A 19,369-nucleotide genomic window follows, 5' to 3' on the forward strand; every position below is an offset into this window, starting at 1 on the left:
GTTTCACAGAACTACTTTTTCAGAGTTTATGGTATTGATAATTCTATTTTAGACTATACTTTAAAGTTAAGTATGAATGATGATAAAAATAATCATTTTAAATTCTTATCAAATTATATGACTTATGCTGTAATCTACAAGAAGCGCAAACCGTTATGATTTGCGCTTTCTACTCTTGTTAAAAGCTTTTATTCTTCGTCTTTAATTTTTAAAAGAATATTGGCTAGTTGTTCTGGTTGAGAGAAATTTGGAGTATGGCTAGAATGTAAAGTGAATACTTTTTTTACCTTTCCTTTATACATCGCTCTTTGTACTTCGATGGGTATAGCCCTATCTTCTGTACATTCTATATAGTACTTTGGGATTCGCCCAAAATTACTTTCTGTAACTTCTAACTCATACATGAGTGGGGCAGATGGCTCTGGAACAATATAGGGTTTGGCACCTTCAAAAACTTCTTTAGGGATATCATGAGCAAAAGCATTTTGGATTTCATTTTCATTTACCAGGGCGTAAGTTTTATCTTCAGACAGGTAGAAATTATCTACCGCTACTGAACCTTCTACTCCTTGAGCTGCACTAAAAAAAGAGCCTCCATTAGGTAATAAAAATGCGGTAAGATAGACGATACTTTTTACTTTATCGGGTCGTATTTCTGCCGCCCTGCTAACGGTGATGCCATTAAAACTGTGTCCGACCAATATCACAGGTTGTTCTTGTTTATCGAGAATATCTGTAATTGCTTTTACATAATCTGTCATTGTAATGGTGGCAGGAGGTGTTTTGTCGTTTCCATGCCCGGGAAGGTCTGGAGTAATTATAGTATGCCCTTCGTCTCTTAATTTTGAAGCTACATTTTCCCATTGCCAGGCACCTAACCAGGCAGAGTGTACTAATACATACGTTTCTTTTTTTGTTTCCATAATGTTACTTTTTTTTGTGTTTACATTGTTGTTTGCACCATTGCTAAATGTTACTATTCCGATCAGGAAAACAGCAACTAATTTTAATTTTCGTTTCATAAATTTTTAGCGTATTACTTATGGCACAAATGTATATGCGGAAACAGCCTTAAACTTGTACCTTTTGACACAAGTGGCTAATATTTTTTTATTTTTTCTGAAGAGACTATGAAAGAAGTTCTATTTTCTTGAACTGTAGTTTTACAATACGATCCGATTCATATTGCTTTAAGATTTTTGAAACTACTTCTCGGGTGGTACCTACTTCTTTGGCTAATTGTTGATGTGAGATATGTATGATTGAAGAATTATTTCTATTCGCTTCGGATCTTAGGTAATCTATTACTCTTTCATTGATTTTTTTAAAGGCTAGATCTTTGTAAGAAAGTAGTAAATCTTCATAACTTATAATGAAGGAATTAGTGGTAAAGGTATTCCAGGATTTAAATGTAAAACTCCATTCGGATACAAATCGCACCGGAATTTTAATAATTGTGGTTTCTATTTCTGTTTTGGCATGTACCAGGCTTTTACAATCTCTAAATGTTGCAGATAATGATAATACACAAGTCTGGATTGGATTTACATAATACAGTAAAATTTGGCGATCCTCATTTTCTTGCCAAACCCTTACTTTTCCCGAAATTACAATAGCTAACCACTTGATATATTTATCTTGCTCTACAATAAAGGTGTCCTTTGGTACCGTTTGTAATATTCCTTCTTTAAGAATATGTTCTTTCAGTTTTTCTTCTACAATATTCAAGCCTTTAAATAACTGTTCGAACTCGGTCATTTTTATGAATGAAAAAATAATTAGTACTATCTTAATTACTACAAATATATGTAAGTGATTATACTTACAGCGCACCTATTTTGAAACACTCATTATGCATTGTTAGTATCGGTATAATAAGTTTTAGTATGTTCGCTTTTATTTTCCTCCGCCTGGTAAATTTGTTTTAAGGTAATGGGTTAATGTTTCACGTAAGTGTCTAGAGGTGTTTTCTCCTTCATAGATACCATGAGATCGGTTAGGATATGATACCATAGAGAATATTTTATTATGACGAATAAGCGCATTAGCCAGTACTTCTATACTTTGATAATGAACATTATCATCTCCTGTTCCGTGAATCAGTAATAAATCTCCTTTAAGGTTTTTGGCAAAATTAACAGGAGAGCCTTTTTCATAACTTTCGGGCATAAGTTGTGGTATTCCCGAATATCGTTCCTGGTAAATGTTATCATATAATCTTTGATCAGATACTGGGGCTACTGCCATTCCCATTTTATAGATTTCTGGATATCTGAATAAAGCATTAAGCGTCATAGAACCACCACCGCTCCATCCCCAGATGCCAATACGATCCGGATCTACAAAATCAAACATTTCAATAATCTTTTGTGTCCCTTGTGCCTGGTCTGAAGAAGAAAGAACACCAATTTGCCCATACACACATTTTCGCCATTCTCTTCCTTTCGGCCCGGGAGTCCCGCGATTATCGATACTCATTATAATATACCCTTGCTGGGATAGCATGGTATGCCATAAATAGTTACTTCCACCCCAGGAATCTAATACGGTTTGGGACCAGGGTTCACCATATACATGAAATAACACAGGGTACTTTTTTGATGGGTCAAATGCCAGAGGTTTGATCATGTATGCATCCAGTGATGTACCATCGTCTAAAGAAATTTTAAAAAACTCTTGAGGATTGTGATCTATAGCTGCTATTTGCTTTTTTAGTTTTTGGTTAGAGACCAAAGTTTTAATCACTTTGTGATCGGGTAAAGAAATAATATCGGTAGTAGGAGGAAGGCCAGATTTAGAATAGGTATGTTGGGCAAATTTTCCATTCGGAGCTATGCGATATCGATGTGTTCCCGGTTGATCTTTTGGGGATAATCTTTCTGCTTTTCCTTTTTTATTAAGCTTGATTCTATACAAGTACCTTTGTGTGGCATTTTCTGGACTTGCCATATAATACAGCCATCCATTTTTTTCATCGATTAATTCAATATTAATCATATCTGAATCGGTAGGAGATACCTGAGTTTCATTACCATCTTTAACAAGGTAAAGCGCTTTCCAGCCACTTTTTTCACTCACCCAGGTAAATGTACTGGCATCCTCAAGGTATTTAAAATCATCTACAGCTTCTAACCAGGCAGTTTCTTTATCTTCATAAACCACCCGAGTACTCCCATCCAGAGTATTACAAAGCGTTACTTTATTATGATTTTGTGCCCTGTTGAGGTGTTGCAGAAGTAATGATTTAGAGTTCGGTTTCCAAATCATCCTAGGAATATATTGATTACTGGCATCGCCCGGGAGTTTCATCCAGGTTGTAACTCCTCCCGATGCATTAACGACTCCAACTTTTGCTTCAGACGGTTTTTCTCCTGCTTTAGGATACTGTACTGGTATTGTATACGAATAGATAGAATCTGTAGTATTGATCATCAGGAAATTTTTAATCTTACTGGCATCAATTCTCCAGTATGCAATCTTACTGCCATCGGGACTCCATCTAAAACCATCTCTACATGAGAATTCCTCTTCGTATGCCCAATCAAAGGTTCCGTTAATGATTTTATCTGTTCCGTCTGTTGTTAATGCTTTGATATTTCCATCGGTAAGTGATTCGATATAAATATTATGCTCTCTTACATACCCTATCTTATTTCCGTCAGGAGAGAACTTAGCAAACATAAGCGAAGAAGGTTTTGATTTTATACCTCCCAGTTTGATAAGTTTTTTTGTTTTTAAGTCTAGTACCCAATAATCTCCTTTGGTGTTATACCTCCATACTCGAGCAGAGTTGGTGAAAAATAAGACTTTACTTTTATCTGTAGACCAGGTGTAATTTTCTATACGAAGCGGAGTATCTGTTCCTTTAGGAATCATCCACTTTGCAGGAATTAAGATACTTTGTTCTCCTGTTTTAGTATCTGTTTTAATAATATCATAATACCCGTTGTTTTCTGAAGAAGCCACCAATGTGGTATATGAATCTCCGCCTTCGAACCATTTTAAAGCTTTTGATCGCTCTGAAGAAAAGTCTCTGCTACTAAAGATTTGTTCTAGTGAAAGTTTTGATTGTTGTGCAGATAAGATGCTTACACTTAGTATAACAAAGAATATGCAGCAGACCTTTTTGATCGTATTACAATGTATCATTAATCAGAAGTTTAATTTTAAAGAAATGTTCAATTTGGTGATTTCTCAAAGATATAGTGATATCGTATGGATTCTGCACTATAAGTTAACTAAACATGATACTATATTATCTTTTTTAGAGTTGTTTTGTTAAAAAACCAGAGAAAATAATACTTTATCTCGTAGTTCAATTTTGCTTCAGCATATAAAAATCCTTTTTGGAGATTCAGTTCAATTTAACTTAGAAGGATCATTATAGAGTGTTATTTTACTTTTTTAGAAGTTTGGTGTTATTAACGATTCGATATCTTGCAATAGATTAAGATGATACAGCAACCATCTGTTGTTTCTTTAATTCCTCTTCGTTTAAGTCTCGGGTTAACCAACCACTTCTACCCGCAGTAGCTATTGCATAAGGAGTAATCCAAAATAATGTAAAGGCATAAAAAACACTATATGGATAAGCCCAGAACGATTCTGATATAGTATGCTTTTTGGCATAAAATAAAGCTTGTATACTCGAAAAAACCAGTATACTCACCAATGTAGAACTAAGGAATAATAGTGGATATGTGCATATGAAAAATAACATTAATAGCGCAGCTGGATAGGCAGCTATCATTTTTAACCATTGGTTTAAGAGTAGTACCCTGGTACCAATTTTGGGTCCTTTTCTAAAATTTGTAAAGGCAAATTTACTCATAGCAATATTCTCACGAATGTTACTTCTTTCCCAGCGAATAAACATTTTGGATAAGTTTTTGTAGCGCTCTGGAGTGTTGGTATAAACGTATGCTTCACGCTGAAAAAATACTTTATAACCTTGTTTTAAAATCATATTGGTCATAGCACGATCTTCGCCAATTTTAGAAACTTGCCCCATGAATGTTTGACTAATCCAGCCTTGAAGACAATTGAAGACTGCTTCTCTACGATAAGCAGATAAAGCACCTGGGGTGCATAATACAGAACCTAATCTACTTTGTGCAGAGCGTATAAATTCGAAACTAAAGGCAAAACTCACATTTAACATGCGAGGAATTACAGCTTTTTCTTTGTTTAATACACGTACATTTCCTGCCACAGCACCGCATTCTTTATTTATAACAAAAGGGCTGGCCATAAGGCGCAACGTATCTTTTTTAACTATAGAATCACTATCAACAGTTATAAAAACTTCTCCTGTGGCTAAATTAAACCCACGGTATAGCGCGTGTCTTTTTCCTTTGTTTTTAGGTTGTTGGTAAATCGAAACCCGATCACCCAGAACTTCTTTAGCTTTTTGCATCCATTGCCATGTATTATCCTGGCTTCCGTCATCAATAGAAATTAACTGTAGTTTTTCTTTCGGGTAATCACTTTCGGCAAGACTAAGCAAAGTTTTATAAACCAATTCTCCTTCATTATAAGCAGGTACGATGACTGTGCAAGAAGGTAATTTGTCATACGGTACTGGTTTAATAACTTTATAACGTAGGTATAGAAACAGTATATAAATTAAAAAGCTAATTTTAAGAGTAAGTAGCACGATACCAGTGATCATTAAGGGGGTGCTCCAAGAGGTATTCATTCTTTCTAAATACACTTTTTCGAAATACGGTTGTAAGAAATAAAATAAAGATGCACCACCAAATATTAATAGAAATGTTGCTATTAGTATGAGAGGTGATGATACTTTTGAAATAAATTTATTTAGAATAGTAAAGGTGGTGTTTATAGGTGTTATTGTCTCCAAAGATTCGCAAGATGTTGATTGCTTCATGAATGTTTTCTTAAATTCCTCGTGAGAAAAAACAATATTGATGCCATTTTAGATAAGAATTGAATAACAAGTGTTTAGAGAATTACTCTAATTTTACAAGTGTAGAAATCTTACACACTTGTGTGTATTTATACGCCATCACTGCATGAAATTAGATGAGATGAGTATACTTTTATTTACAAAAAGACTCGACCTTAATTTATATAAGTACCCTAATCCTTGAACCTGAGATTAGGTTTTGATATGTCTTATGACCTTTTATGTTTGACTATATTTTGTCATAAGTTTATACATCATTATTTCTTTTACTATTATATATTTGTTTATCAAATTCTAAGTATAGTGTTGATTTTGATTGTTTTATGTGTTGTAAAATGATTAAATCGATTTATTACTGTGTTAAATAAAGTTATTTTGACTTTATTCTGTGAAATTAAATTAAAAACATAATGAAAATTAGTATTTGGTCGGATATTAGATGTCCTTTTTGTTATATCGGAAAAAAGAAATTCGAAACAGCATTAGAACGTTTTGCTCATAAGGATAATGTAATAGTAGAATGGAAAAGCTTTGAGTTAGATCCAGATTTAAAAACACAACCTCATATAGGTACTATAGCGTATTACGCAGATGTAAAAGGAATGGGGAGACAAAGTGCAGAGCAATTATTTGGCAATGCAACGCAAATGGCAAAAGAAGTAGGATTAGATTTTCATATAGAAAATGCGGTAACTGCAAATTCTCTTAATGCGCATAGATTAATTCACTTTGCAAAAACCAAAGGTTATGAAGAAGTTATGGGCGAGGCTTTGTTGAGTGCATATTTGATAGAAGGTAAAAATATAGACGATATAACATATCTGGCAGATTTGGCAGGTGCTATAGGAATGGATAAAGAAGAAACAACAAAAATGTTGGTTTCTGACGAATATACATACCATGTAAGACAAGACCAGATGGAGGCTAAGAATATTGGTGTAAACGGAGTGCCATTTTTTGTATTGAATAATAAATATGGAATTTCGGGAGCCCAATCTCCTGAAGCATTTTTACAAGTAATAGAAAAAGCGTGGAATGAGTATGAAAAAGAAAATCCAACTTTAGAAATCACAAAAGGAGATTCTTGTGATTTGGATGGTAATTGTAATTAATATTACGTATTCTTCAAAGAGTCACAGATAAAATTAGTCTCTTAAAAAACAAAATCGAAAAAATAAAAAACCATAAAAATAATTCGAGATTCTGATAAAAATACATAGGTATTACAAAAAATAAAGAAGGGATTGAATAAAACTATAGTAAATGAATGGGGAATTATAGGATTTTTTATATTTTCATGACTTAAGTAAAAAAGTATAGAAAAAAATTAAAAAACTAAAGTTTAATAAACAAATGAGAAACCTAATTAAAGTATTAATTCTTCTAATATCCTTATGTGGCTATAGTCAAGAGCAAAAGACACAAGTAAATGTATCTAAATTTTACAGAGAAGGTGACTTGTCGTTCTTACATATAGAGAAAGAAAAATACATTATAATGCAGATGACTCATTTTGAAAATGAAGAAAGCAATAAAAAAGAAATGATACTAAATGGGGTAGAGTATCGATTAAAGAAAGTATTTAAAATTAAAAACCTCAATTCAACTTCAGCTATTCATTCATTAGAATACTGGTCTAGTATAAATAATGACATTATATTAATGGATAAGTAGAAGGTATTTAGTCCTGATAACAAACGTTAATTAGATATACTATTTTAGTCACCGATTTTGTCACCTAAAATTAAGAAGCCTTGTATAATAATAAATACAAGGCTTTTTTGTGGAGTCGGAGAGGGCTGTAGCGATCAGTAAAATGTCCTGGGACATTTGCAGCGAAAGAGCCAGCTGGCGCATTGGCCGAATCCCCTGGGTACACAAAACCCTGCCATTTGGCAGGGTTGTAGTGGAGTCGGAGGGATTCGAACCCTCGTCCAAACAAGTAATACAATAGCTTTCTACACGTTTAGTTTTTGTTTAATTTTCGTCGATAAGAAAGACCAAAAACCGCCAACTTATCGCTTATTCTCAATTAAGTTTCGAAATTATATCAAGATCCTATAATTTCTAGGTTTACTTTTACGATACCTCATGATCAATCGCCGCAAACCAAGGCTCTTGAGAGGTATCCTGCTTGTTCACCTTGTGAACCGAGGCACTATCCTACTATAAATTCAGATTATGCAGCTAGGGCGTAGTTATTCTCGCCGTTTAAAAAAGTGAAATATGATATTTACGAGCTATATCCCAGCGCTCGACGTGCTTACCACTCCATTAATCTCGCTGTCAAAACCAGTCGACCCCAATGGTATTTTCCGAAATTTGATCATTATATTTCTTTAGAAAACAAAATATGCTCTCAATTTGACCAAAAATACTTTCGGGCAGCAAATATAATCATAATTATCATATCTTTACCCTCGTTTTTTAGTACAAAATTTATACCAATTCATATGACTAAGTTCGGTGTCATTAAAGAGCGAAAAAACCCGCCAGATCGTCGTGTCGTTTTTTCGCCAGATGGCCTAAAATCAGTAGTGACCAAATTTCCTCAAGCTTCTTTTATTGTCGAACCTTCTCATGTTAGAGTTTTTGATGACTCTGAGTATGAAAAAGCAGGTTTTACCGTTTCTGATGATCTATCAGATTGTGATGTACTACTTGGTGTAAAAGAAGTGCCTATTGCTGCTTTATTGCCCAACAAAAAGTACTTTTTCTTTTCGCATACGATCAAAAAACAAACGTATAACAGGGATTTACTAAAGGCAATTCTCGAAAAGAACATAGAACTATATGATCACGAAGTCATTGTGGGGCAGCATGGTTTTAGATTAATAGGATTTGGAAAATATGCTGGGATCGTTGGTACGTATAATGGATTTAGAGCCTGGGGACTTAAGTTTAATTCTTTTACCCTGCCAAAGGCCGAAACACTTAACGATCAAAAAGCATTAGAGTCTGAACTATCGAAAATTAAGCTACCTAATATAAAAATTGTCCTTACCGGAAACGGAAAAGTAGGAGGAGGAGCCAAAGAGATTCTCGATGCTATGAATATCAGACAAGTTGCTGTAGACGAATATCTTAATGCTACGTTTGATGAGCCGGTTTATGTTCAAATCGATGTGTTGGATTATAACAAGCGCAAAGATGGACGTACCATAGACAAGAGCGATTTTTATACAAACCCACAAGAATATGAAGGAGATTTTATGCGATTTGCAGAAGTGAGTGATATGTATATTGCAGGCCACTTTTTTGGAGACGGAGCACCTTATATTTTTACCAGGGAAGATGCAAAATCCGAAGATTTTAATATTAAGTTAGTAGCAGATATTTCATGTGATATCGATGGGCCGGTTGCCACTACAATTAGGTCTTCTACGATTGCAGATCCTATATATGGCTATAACCCGCAAACCGAAACCGAAACCGATGTTACAGATCCAAATGCAATCGGGGTCATGGCTGTTGATAATTTGCCATGTGAATTACCCAAAGATGCCAGTACAGGATTTGGAGATATGTTTTTAGAACATGTAATCCCTGCATTTTTTAATGATGACAAAGATGGTATTCTCGAAAGAGCAAGAATGACCAAAGACGGAAAGTTAACTGAGCGATATAGCTATCTTCAGGATTATGTAGAAGGTAAAGAATAATATGAATCAATAGATCAATACAATTAATATGACAACTCAGGAACTGGTTGCTCAAATACATGAAAAACAATCGTTTTTATGTATAGGATTAGATGTGGATTTAAATAAAATCCCTAAACATTTATTAGATAAAGAAGATCCTATTTTTGAGTTTAATAAAGCCATTATAGATGCTACGCATCACCTTGCGGTAGCCTATAAACCTAATACTGCTTTTTATGAAGCATACGGCATTAAAGGGTGGAAATCTCTCGAAAAAACAATTACCTATCTAAATGCAAATTATCCCGAGGTTTTTACAATTGCAGATGCCAAACGAGGAGATATTGGTAATACAAGTACAATGTATGCCAAAGCTTTTTTTGAAGACCTGGAGTTTGATTCTGTAACTGTTGCTCCTTATATGGGTAAAGATTCTGTAGAACCTTTTTTAGCTTTCGAAAATAAACACACAATTTTACTGGCATTGACATCTAATCAGGGCGCTTTTGATTTTCAGACAAAAAATGTAGAGGGAAAAGAATTGTACAAACAGGTATTAGAAGTTTCTAAATCTTATAAAAATTCTAAAAATTTAATGTACGTGGTTGGTGCAACCAAAGCCGAGTTTATCGGAGAAATTAGAAAAATAATACCAGATAGTTTTCTTTTGGTTCCTGGTGTAGGCGCACAAGGCGGAAATTTACAAGAAGTCTGCAGATACGGATTGAATGATCAGGTAGGACTGTTAATCAACTCTTCTAGAGGCATTATATATGCTTCAGATGGAGCAGATTATGCTAAAGCCGCAGCAGAAAAAGCGCTTGAACTTCAAAAACAAATGGAAAATATCCTGAAATCATAAAAATAAAAAAGGAACAAGAATAGTGCATACCCTTGTTCCTTTCCAAAAGGATAGAATTAACGTCTATTGGCGTTAAAAACATGTTTTGCATAACCATAAAGCCCGTATGCAATAAAAATAACGAAAAATGCCATTATACCATAAATGATAACATTTAGTAATATTGAACTCATAGCCCCAAAATTTTAATATTAATATCTTCTAAGATAAGAAGATAATTTCTAAAATCCTATTTTTAAGTATCTAATTATTAAGTATTTATGATTTTTTTATAATTTTTAAGAATTCATAAAACGTAACACGACCAACGATATGATACATACAGATCAATTGGGTAGGAGAATTGAATTTCCAAGACCTCCAAAGCGTATTGTTTCTTTGGTGCCTTCGCAAACCGAGTTATTAGTTTCGTTAGGAGTATCAGATGATATTGTTGGGGTTACCAAATTTTGCGTTCACCCAAAAACGATAAGAAGTCAAAAAGCTATTGTAGGAGGGACTAAGAAAGTCAATTATGAAAAAATTAAAAAGCTAAATCCTGATATTATTCTTTGTAATAAGGAAGAAAACACAAAAGAAATAGTAGAATATCTTGAAAAAGAATATCCTGTACATGTTTCAGATATTTTTTCTATATCAGAAGCTCTGGAAATGATTAAGCAATATGGAGATATTTTTGACAAAAAAGTAGAAGCAACTACACTGATATCTAAAATAAGATTAGAAAAAGACTCTTTTGACAATTTTGTGTCTGGGGTACCTCAAAAACGAGTTGCCTATTTTATCTGGAAAGATCCCTGGATGGTAACCGGTAAAAACACATTTGTAGATCATCTGCTAAAAGTAAATGGTTTTGTAAATGTCTTTGGCGATAAAGATCGTTATCCCGAAGTATCAAAAGAGGAACTTAGCACAATACAAGATTTAGACTTGATCATGTTATCCTCAGAACCATATCCATTTTCAGAAAAGCATATCGATGAATTGAAAAATACAACCACTGCAAAGATTATTTTGGTTGATGGAGAATATTTCTCATGGTATGGATCTCGACTTGCAGAAGCTTTTTCGTATTTTAGAACACTTCATGAAGTATAGAAAATTCTGTACATGACAATTATTTCTATACCATGCATGAAGTGTATTGGTATGAAATTAGCCCATACTTTATTTTTAAAAAACAGTACTAAACGGTTTTAGGAGTGTCAAATATTCATCAGGAAGATTGCCCTTCAATTTCTTTTATTTGAATTAAAATTTTATCAGCTTTTTGATGAAGTTGATCACTTTTTTCTTGATCAGTAAGTGCTAATTTGTATGCACTCTTCATTAATTTACAGTAGGTGTGCTGTAGTTTTTGCAATTCAGTTTTGTTCTTTAACCAGGCAAACATTTTTATTCTCTTACATTAATAGTGCAAAGATACTGGATAATAAAAAGGAGGTTTCTTAAGAATCAGTTAAGGTAGTCTAAAATTGTGATAAATAATATAAGACAAGTCTCTTAATCAATAATTAAGAGACTTGCTTAAGGTTTTATCGATCCTGCAATGCAAATACTCGTCGTAATAAGTCTGTTGTTCTGGAGCTAAGCTTAGTTCGGATTTCTTGCTCTTCTACAGCAATCATTGCATACACTCCTTTAAGAGCTTCACCCGTTACGTAATCAGTGAGATCCGGGTTAACATTATTTGTAAGGGGTATTGCATTATATTTTGTAATGATATTAGACCAAATTTTGTCTGCACCAACTTTAGAAAATGATTTATTGATTACAGGATTAAACTTTTGATATAGTTGACTACGAGTTTTACTCTCAAGGTATTGAGTAGCTGCCTTGTTGTTTCCCAGCAGTATTTGTTTAGCGTCATTAAACGTTATTTGTTTTACCGCACCTATGAATATAGGTGTTGCTTCTTTTACAGCATCTTCTGCAGCACGATTAATTGCTTTTAACCCTTCGTCTGCAAGTTTGCCTAATCCAATATCTCTTAATGTTTTATCTACTTTTTGTAATTCTTGCGGAAGAAGAATCTTAACAAGTTGATTCCTGTAAAAACCATCTTTTTGAGTAAGTTTTGTAACCTGCTTATCAATACCATTATCTAATGCCTCTCTAAGCCCGTTAGCAATATCAATATTAGTGATTCCAAATCCTCCCGTAGTTTGCGGTAGGTTATTTACAACTTGCTGTAACTCTGCACAGCTTGATAATAATAAGATGGCGAGTATACTAAAAATTTGTTTCATGATTTCTTATTAGATTTGAGATTGTGATTATAACTATTTTAAATACGCTGGTAAGATAATTTGAAATTTAATCATAATTACTTATTGCGAATTTTACCCGACCTTTAAAAATTAATAAATGTAGCCAGATGAAACCAAATTTAATTTTTTTAATACTATCTACTCTAATTATTTCATGTAAAAATGAAAAAGTATCGATAAAAAGCCAATCTGTTCTACAAAACGAATTTGATCAATACATAACTGTATTAGGAATTGCGCAGGATGGGGGATTTCCTCATATTAATAATACAGACGAATATATAGCGGTTCAAAAAGGTCTGGCAGATAAAGAATTGGTTACTGCATTGGGAGTTATTGATAAGAAAACCCATAAAAAATTTATGTTCGAGGCAACGCCAGATATGCCAGAACAATTGGCGCTCTTAGATAATGAACATCTAAAAAATGATGCTATTATCGATGGAGTATTTTTAACACATGCTCATATAGGGCACTATACAGGATTGATGCATTTTGGAAGAGAAGCTATGGGAGCAAATAAAATACCTGTGTATGCAATGCCAAGAATGCAATCTTTTTTAGAAACTAACGGCCCATGGTCGCAATTAGTCTCTTTGCAGAATATAGCTATTAAACCTATACAAGCAGATTCTACACTAACCTTAACAAAAGCGATACAAGTCATTCCTTTTTTGGTGCCTCATAGAGATGAATATTCTGAAACAGTAGGATATAAAATTATAGGAAATACTAAAAAAGCATTATTCATCCCGGATATTAATAAGTGGTCTCTATGGGAGAGAAATATTGTTGATCAGGTTAAACAAGTGGATTATGCATTTATTGACGCCACTTTTTTTAAAAACGGAGAAATCCCAAGACCAATGTCCGAAGTACCACATCCTTTTATCGAAGAAACCATTGTTTTATTTGAAAATGAACCTAAAGAAGTGAAATCGAAAATAATATTTATTCATTTTAACCATTCGAATCCCGTACTTCAAAAAAAGTATGAAGGAAGAACTGCTCTCGAAAAACAAGGGTATCATTTTGCAAATACCGGGGATGTTTTTCCTTTATAAAACATGACTTCATTGTTATAATAAAGAATTACTTTTTTTGTATTATTAAAGCGTTATTACCTGAGATGTTATTTCTTTCTAAATATTAGAAGGCCATAAGTACTAAGGTTAAAAGTTGAAATATAAAATCACTGAAAACAGGGGATAATACTTTTATGTATTGACTTACCTTTATAACTAATTCAAAATAAGTAAAAAGCTACAGATGCTTTAGGAAAACGACATGAAATTACCTAATACCCCCAGTGATACAAAAAAGCAAGAAACAATATCTTTGATAGAGGCTTGTAATCAAGAAGATATTCTGTTAGTAAAGCACTTACTTCAAATAGGGGCCGATGTAAATACGACTTCCGAATTAGGTTTTTCTGCGTTAAATATGGCAGTTATTAAGAATAATATTAAACTAATACATGTACTTCTTGATGCCGGGGCAGATATCAATTTTCAGAACACAGTTGTATTTGGTTTAGGTGAGACACCTCTTATATCTTCGATAAGAGAAAATAATGCAACTATTGTAGAATTTTTATTAAATCATGGGGCAGATCCTAATATCCCAAATCACTTTTATAAAACACCTTTGATGATAGCGGCAGAAGAAAATGCTCTGGAAGCTGCAAAAATATTATTAGCATATAAGGTGTCTATTGAGCATGGAATTCACACCGGGTCATATACAAAAACACCACTATGCATCGCTGTATTACATAATCATACAGAGATGGTTACTCTTCTTATACAGAACAGTGCAAAGATCAAACCGCTTAGAAAATTACCAAGGCATAAAATCAATCCCAAAATGGTAAAATGGTTAAAGCTGCGTAAATATTTATAAAAACCAGTATTCTGATTATAATGTTCTGTACTTTTAAAACAGAAGCATATTTTTATAACGCTTCCATTTTAAGAAAAAACTACAGTTTTATTATTATACACTAGTAATTTTCTTTCGAGATGATGTTTAATGGCTCGCGATAATACAATTTTTTCGAGATCTCGGCCTTTAAGCATAAAATCATCTGCATTATGAATGTGAGATACGCGTGCAATCTCTTGCTCGATAATAGGCCCGCCTTCTGGATCAGAAGTTACATAATGACTTGTTGCACCAATGATTTTTACACCTCTTTCGTAAGCAGAATGATATGGTTTTGTTCCAGGAAAAGCAGGTAAAAAAGAACGGTGTATGTTTATGATTTTATAAGGGAATTGATCTATAAAATCAGAAGAAATGATTTGCATATATCTCGCCAGAACTATAAAATCAATTTTATATTCTTTAAGAAGTTCAATTTGTTGTGTTTCAGCCTGTCTTTTGGTATCTGTTGTTACTGGGATGTATTTAAACGGGATATCAAAAGCATCAGCAATAGGCTTAAGATCTTCATGGTTACTTATAATAATGGGGATATGTACTTTTAATTCTCCAGAGGCATATCTTCCCAAAATATCATAAAGGCAATGATTATATTTAGAAACAAAAAGAGCCATTCGAGGCTTTTTTTCGGCATTGTACATTTCCCAATGCATATTATAATTTTCTGCAACATGTGTAGTAAAGGATTCTTTAAATAGTGCTAGTTTTTCTTCATCTTCATCAAATTCACATTCTAATCTCATAAAGAATTCCTTTAGTTCACGATCTACATGTTGTTCTATATAAATAGTATTCCCTTTTTTGGCCAGAATGAAATTGGTGACGGTTGCAATAATTCCTTTTCTGTCGGGGCAATTGATTAATAGGGTTGTTTTTTTCATTATGACTTGTGTTTTCTCAAGACATAAACTTACTATTATTGAACTGATTTTAGAAATTGTTTTTTCTTAAGTTTTATGAATTACCCTTATTTCCTTATGGATTTAAACTGTATTGCCATGATCAATGTGTGATTTTTAGAAAACTAACATAATTAATATTAAATTTGAACTATAAATAATGAAAGCATTAGATAGGTTAAATAAATTATATAATTCTAAAAAAATAATCCTTTTTGGTGCATATTTCGTAAATTGGCAGCAATAAAACCACTTTTTATTATCAATGGAACAAAAAACACCCTATACACCCAAGAATAAAGTAAGAATAGTTACCGCAGCTTCATTATTTGATGGGCATGATGCCGCTATTAATATTATGCGACGTATTATCCAGTCTACAGGAGTAGAAGTCATTCACTTAGGTCACGATCGCAGTGTAGAAGAGGTTGTGAATTGTGCCATACAAGAAGATGCAAATGCTATCGCGATGACTTCTTATCAAGGAGGGCATAACGAATATTTTAAATACATGTATGATTTGCTAAAAGAAAAAGGAGCAACTCATATTAAAATATTTGGTGGCGGTGGTGGAGTAATTCTTCCCGAAGAGATCAAAGAACTGATGGATTATGGGATTACTCGTATATATTCTCCTGATGATGGAAGAGAATTAGGGTTGCAAGGGATGATCAATGACCTGGTAGAGAGATCAGATTTTCCTATAGGAGATCGCCTTAATGGAGAAGTAGAGCATCTGGCAGAAAAAGAAATTGGTTCTATTGCCCGAGTTATTTCTGCTGCAGAAAATTTTCCTGAAGTAGCTAAGGATACTTTAGAGCAAATTCATATAAAAAATAAAACATCTAAAACACCTGTTCTTGGGATTACTGGTACAGGTGGTGCCGGTAAATCATCATTAGTAGATGAGTTAGTTCGTCGATTTTTGATTGATTTCCCTAAAAAAACGATCGGATTAATTTCTGTAGATCCTTCTAAACGTAAAACAGGAGGAGCGCTGTTAGGAGATAGAATTAGAATGAATGCTATTAATTCTCCAAGAGTATACATGCGTTCTCTGGCTACACGACAATCTAATTTGGCATTGTCTAAGTATGTAGCAGAAGCTATAGAAGTGCTTAAGGCTGCAGAGTTTGATCTTATCATTCTCGAAACCTCGGGAATCGGTCAGTCTGATACCGAAATCTTAGAACATAGTGATACCTCACTATATGTAATGACACCAGAGTTTGGTGCTGCAACGCAATTAGAGAAAATAGATATGCTGGATTTTGCAGACTTGGTGGCTATCAATAAGTTTGATAAAAGAGGTTCTTTGGATGCATTGCGGGATGTAAAAAAACAATATATGCGTAATCATCAATTGTGGGATATTCCACAGGATGAATTACCGGTATTCGGTACTATTGCGTCGCAGTTTAATGACCCGGGAATGAATACGCTCTACAAAGCAATTATGGATAAAATTGTAGAGAAAACAGAAGCAGAATTGAAATCTGATTTTCATATTTCTAAAGAAATGTCAGAAAAGATATTTGTTATTCCACCAAGCCGAACCCGATATCTATCAGAAATTTCTGAAAATAACAGAGCGTATGATAAAACTGCAAATACCCAAGTAGAAGTTGCGCAAAAATTATACGGGATTTATAAAACAATTTGTAGCGTTACTAATAGTAACGCTCTTACGTTATCTAAGAATGGTATTGATGAAGAAAGCCTTCAGGATGTGAAAAATGAAGATAATGCCTCATTTCTGAAATTACTTTTGGCAGAATTTGATAGAGTAAAACTTAATCTTGATCCTTATAATTGGGAAATTATTACAGGATGGGCTGCTAAAGTCAAAAAATATAAGGACCCTATTTATTCTTTTAAGGTAAGAGATAAAGAAATTAAAATAGAAACCCATACAGAATCTTTATCGCATAGTCAGATTCCTAAAGTGGCTCTACCAAAATATGAAGCCTGGGGAGATATCTTAAAGTGGTGCTTGCAAGAAAATGTACCAGGTGAGTTTCCTTATGCTTCGGGATTATATCCTTTTAAGCGTACCGGAGAAGATCCGACCCGTATGTTTGCCGGAGAAGGAGGTCCAGAACGTACCAATCGACGTTTTCACTATGTAAGTTTAGGAATGCCTGCCAAACGACTTTCTACGGCCTTTGATTCGGTAACACTATATGGAAACGATCCAGATCAGAGACCCGATATCTATGGTAAAATTGGTAATGCAGGAGTGTCGATTTGCTGTCTTGACGATGCAAAGAAACTATACTCTGGATTTGATTTAACACATGCCATGACTTCGGTGAGTATGACCATTAATGGTCCTGCTCCAATGCTGTTAGGTTTCTTTATGAATGCAGCAATCGATCAGAACTGTGAGAAATATATTAAAGAAAATAATCTTGAGAACGAAGTAGCATCAAAAATCAAAAAGATATATGCAAAAAAAGGCGTAGAACGCCCAGAATATCAAGGTGAACTTCCCGAAGGTAACGATGGATTAGGGTTAATGCTTCTTGGTGTTACAGGAGATCAGGTCCTACCCGCAGATGTATATAATGAAATTAAAGCTACGACTCTAAACACTGTTCGTGGTACGGTACAAGCAGATATACTTAAAGAAGACCAGGCACAAAATACCTGTATTTTCTCTACAGAATTTGCATTGCGTTTAATGGGAGATGTGCAAGAATATTTTATTGATCAACAAGTACGTAACTTCTATTCGGTATCCATTTCTGGATATCATATAGCAGAAGCAGGAGCAAACCCGATTACACAATTAGCATTAACATTGGCAAATGGTTTTACTTATGTAGAGTATTACTTAAGTCGTGGAATGGATATTAATAAATTTGGCCCTAACTTATCCTTCTTTTTCTCTAATGGTATTGATCCAGAATACGCAGTTATTGGCCGTGTAGCACGTAAAATATGGGCAAAAGCTTTAAAAAATAAGTACGGAGCAAATTCTAGAGCCCAGATGTTGAAATATCATATTCAGACCTCGGGTAGATCATTACATGCTCAGGAAATTGATTTTAATGATATTCGTACAACACTTCAGGCGTTATATGCGATCTATGACAATTGTAATTCATTGCATACCAATGCTTATGATGAAGCAATTACTACACCAACAGAAGAATCTGTACGTAGGGCAATGGCAATACAATTGATTATTAATAAAGAACTGGGGCTTGCTAAAAACGAGAACCCGATTCAAGGATCTTTTATTATAGAAGAACTAACAGATCTTGTTGAAGAAGCAGTACTGGTAGAGTTTGATAGGATTACAGAACGAGGAGGAGTGCTTGGGGCAATGGAAACGATGTACCAACGTAGTAAAATACAAGAAGAAAGTTTGTATTATGAAACATTGAAACATAATGGAAAGTTTCCGATTATTGGCGTGAATACATTTTTAAGTTCTAAAGGATCACCAACGGTAACACCAGGAGAAGTAATTCGTGCAACAGAAGAGGAGAAGCAATATCAAATCAAAATGTTAAACGAATTGCATAAAGGAAATGCTGATTCTACGACAGAACTACTAAAAAATCTACAACAAAAAGCCATCAATAACCAGAATATTTTTGAAGCTTTGATGGAGGTGTGTAAAAAATGCTCTTTAGGCCAGATTACATCAGCATTATTTGAAGTAGGAGGGCAGTATAGACGAAATATGTAAAACTTTGCCTTTATAAGCAAAACATAATATAAAATACATGTAACAAAACCTCACAAACCTTCAAGACTTGTGAGGTTTGCTTCTTTATAGTATCAAGTTAAATCAATTTAAAACTTCATAT

General features: G+C 33.8%; 15 protein-coding genes and 1 other RNA gene. 8 read left to right on the forward strand and 8 right to left on the reverse strand.

From position 1 onward, the window contains the following. Positions 1–188 precede the first annotated feature (188 nt). The 4 genes from ATO12_RS17615 to ATO12_RS17630 form a co-directional block, all read right to left on the reverse strand. On the reverse strand, positions 189–1,022 hold the full coding sequence (locus ATO12_RS17615) for an alpha/beta fold hydrolase (protein ID WP_205625250.1): 834 nt from the start codon (positions 1,020–1,022) through the stop codon (positions 189–191). 106 nt (positions 1,023–1,128) lie between these two features. Continuing rightward, positions 1,129–1,758 (reverse strand): Crp/Fnr family transcriptional regulator, encoded by a 630-nt coding sequence (locus ATO12_RS17620; RefSeq protein ID WP_034244272.1) that lies wholly within the window; start codon positions 1,756–1,758, stop codon positions 1,129–1,131. A gap of 138 nt (positions 1,759–1,896) precedes the next feature. Then, positions 1,897–4,149, reverse strand: coding sequence for a S9 family peptidase (locus ATO12_RS17625; protein WP_034244274.1), 2,253 nt, complete (start codon positions 4,147–4,149; stop codon positions 1,897–1,899). 298 nt (positions 4,150–4,447) lie between these two features. Continuing rightward, entirely contained in the window at positions 4,448–5,890 is a 1,443-nt protein-coding gene (locus ATO12_RS17630) for a glycosyltransferase (RefSeq protein ID WP_034244276.1), read from the reverse strand. Between the two features lie 449 nt (positions 5,891–6,339). Here ATO12_RS17630 and ATO12_RS17635 point away from each other — a divergent pair, with 449 nt between their 5' ends. Both ATO12_RS17635 and ATO12_RS17640 read left to right on the forward strand, forming a co-directional pair. Further along, entirely contained in the window at positions 6,340–7,041 is a 702-nt protein-coding gene (locus tag ATO12_RS17635; protein WP_034244279.1) for a DsbA family oxidoreductase, read from the forward strand. Between the two features lie 241 nt (positions 7,042–7,282). After that, the gene (locus tag ATO12_RS17640) at positions 7,283–7,603 is read left to right on the forward strand and encodes a hypothetical protein (RefSeq protein WP_034244281.1); all 321 of its coding nucleotides are present in this window, start codon (positions 7,283–7,285) and stop codon (positions 7,601–7,603) included. Between the two features lie 230 nt (positions 7,604–7,833). Here the strand turns inward: ATO12_RS17640 and ssrA are convergent. After that, positions 7,834–8,233, reverse strand: a transfer-messenger RNA (tmRNA) gene (ssrA, locus tag ATO12_RS25380). Between the two features lie 149 nt (positions 8,234–8,382). On the opposite strand from ssrA, the gene ATO12_RS17645 reads away from it, so the two are divergent. From ATO12_RS17645 to ATO12_RS17655, 3 genes are all read left to right on the forward strand, one after another. Next, on the forward strand, positions 8,383–9,591 hold the full coding sequence (locus ATO12_RS17645; protein ID WP_034244283.1) for an NAD(P)-dependent oxidoreductase: 1,209 nt from the start codon (positions 8,383–8,385) through the stop codon (positions 9,589–9,591). A 28-nt stretch (positions 9,592–9,619) separates the two neighbouring features. Beyond that, positions 9,620–10,435: an orotidine-5'-phosphate decarboxylase gene (pyrF, locus tag ATO12_RS17650; protein ID WP_034244286.1), complete on the forward strand. Its 816-nt coding sequence runs from the start codon at positions 9,620–9,622 to the stop codon at positions 10,433–10,435. Between the two features lie 312 nt (positions 10,436–10,747). After that, entirely contained in the window at positions 10,748–11,533 is a 786-nt protein-coding gene (locus ATO12_RS17655; protein WP_034244289.1) for an ABC transporter substrate-binding protein, read from the forward strand. Between the two features lie 118 nt (positions 11,534–11,651). Here ATO12_RS17655 and ATO12_RS25715 read toward each other — a convergent pair whose 3' ends face one another. Next, entirely contained in the window at positions 11,652–11,828 is a 177-nt protein-coding gene (locus tag ATO12_RS25715) for a Lacal_2735 family protein (RefSeq protein ID WP_117590071.1), read from the reverse strand. A gap of 142 nt (positions 11,829–11,970) precedes the next feature. Further along, positions 11,971–12,684 carry a DUF4197 domain-containing protein gene (locus ATO12_RS17660; RefSeq protein ID WP_034244293.1) on the reverse strand — a complete coding sequence of 238 codons (714 nt, stop codon included), beginning with the start codon at positions 12,682–12,684 and terminating at the stop codon, positions 11,971–11,973. 128 nt (positions 12,685–12,812) lie between these two features. Between ATO12_RS17660 and ATO12_RS17665 the strand changes: the two genes are divergently transcribed. Then, positions 12,813–13,769: an MBL fold metallo-hydrolase gene (locus ATO12_RS17665; protein ID WP_034244296.1), complete on the forward strand. Its 957-nt coding sequence runs from the start codon at positions 12,813–12,815 to the stop codon at positions 13,767–13,769. Between the two features lie 223 nt (positions 13,770–13,992). Then, the gene (locus ATO12_RS17670) at positions 13,993–14,607 is read left to right on the forward strand and encodes an ankyrin repeat domain-containing protein (RefSeq protein ID WP_034244299.1); all 615 of its coding nucleotides are present in this window, start codon (positions 13,993–13,995) and stop codon (positions 14,605–14,607) included. Positions 14,608–14,675: 68 nt separating this feature from the next. Here ATO12_RS17670 and purU read toward each other — a convergent pair whose 3' ends face one another. Then, positions 14,676–15,530, reverse strand: a complete 855-nt coding sequence (gene purU / locus ATO12_RS17675) for a formyltetrahydrofolate deformylase (RefSeq protein ID WP_034244302.1) — start codon at positions 15,528–15,530, stop codon at positions 14,676–14,678. Between the two features lie 283 nt (positions 15,531–15,813). On the opposite strand from purU, the gene ATO12_RS17680 reads away from it, so the two are divergent. Then, the gene (locus ATO12_RS17680) at positions 15,814–19,248 is read left to right on the forward strand and encodes a methylmalonyl-CoA mutase family protein (RefSeq protein WP_034244305.1); all 3,435 of its coding nucleotides are present in this window, start codon (positions 15,814–15,816) and stop codon (positions 19,246–19,248) included. Positions 19,249–19,369 lie beyond the last annotated feature (121 nt).

The organism is Aquimarina atlantica, from assembly GCF_000626715.1.
GTDB lineage: Bacteria > Bacteroidota > Bacteroidia > Flavobacteriales > Flavobacteriaceae > Aquimarina > Aquimarina atlantica.

Coding starts and splice junctions, on each gene's coding strand:
- ATO12_RS17615 (WP_205625250.1), bottom strand. CDS start 1,022: ATGAAACGAAAATTAAAATTAGTTGCTGTTTTCCTGATCGGAATAGTA.
- ATO12_RS17620 (WP_034244272.1), bottom strand. CDS start 1,758: ATGACCGAGTTCGAACAGTTATTTAAAGGCTTGAATATTGTAGAAGAA.
- ATO12_RS17625 (WP_034244274.1), bottom strand. CDS start 4,149: ATGATACATTGTAATACGATCAAAAAGGTCTGCTGCATATTCTTTGTT.
- ATO12_RS17630 (WP_034244276.1), bottom strand. CDS start 5,890: ATGAAGCAATCAACATCTTGCGAATCTTTGGAGACAATAACACCTATA.
- ATO12_RS17635 (WP_034244279.1), top strand. CDS start 6,340: ATGAAAATTAGTATTTGGTCGGATATTAGATGTCCTTTTTGTTATATC.
- ATO12_RS17640 (WP_034244281.1), top strand. CDS start 7,283: ATGAGAAACCTAATTAAAGTATTAATTCTTCTAATATCCTTATGTGGC.
- ATO12_RS17645 (WP_034244283.1), top strand. CDS start 8,383: ATGACTAAGTTCGGTGTCATTAAAGAGCGAAAAAACCCGCCAGATCGT.
- pyrF (WP_034244286.1), top strand. CDS start 9,620: ATGACAACTCAGGAACTGGTTGCTCAAATACATGAAAAACAATCGTTT.
- ATO12_RS17655 (WP_034244289.1), top strand. CDS start 10,748: ATGATACATACAGATCAATTGGGTAGGAGAATTGAATTTCCAAGACCT.
- ATO12_RS25715 (WP_117590071.1), bottom strand. CDS start 11,828: ATGTTTGCCTGGTTAAAGAACAAAACTGAATTGCAAAAACTACAGCAC.
- ATO12_RS17660 (WP_034244293.1), bottom strand. CDS start 12,684: ATGAAACAAATTTTTAGTATACTCGCCATCTTATTATTATCAAGCTGT.
- ATO12_RS17665 (WP_034244296.1), top strand. CDS start 12,813: ATGAAACCAAATTTAATTTTTTTAATACTATCTACTCTAATTATTTCA.
- ATO12_RS17670 (WP_034244299.1), top strand. CDS start 13,993: ATGAAATTACCTAATACCCCCAGTGATACAAAAAAGCAAGAAACAATA.
- purU (WP_034244302.1), bottom strand. CDS start 15,530: ATGAAAAAAACAACCCTATTAATCAATTGCCCCGACAGAAAAGGAATT.
- ATO12_RS17680 (WP_034244305.1), top strand. CDS start 15,814: ATGGAACAAAAAACACCCTATACACCCAAGAATAAAGTAAGAATAGTT.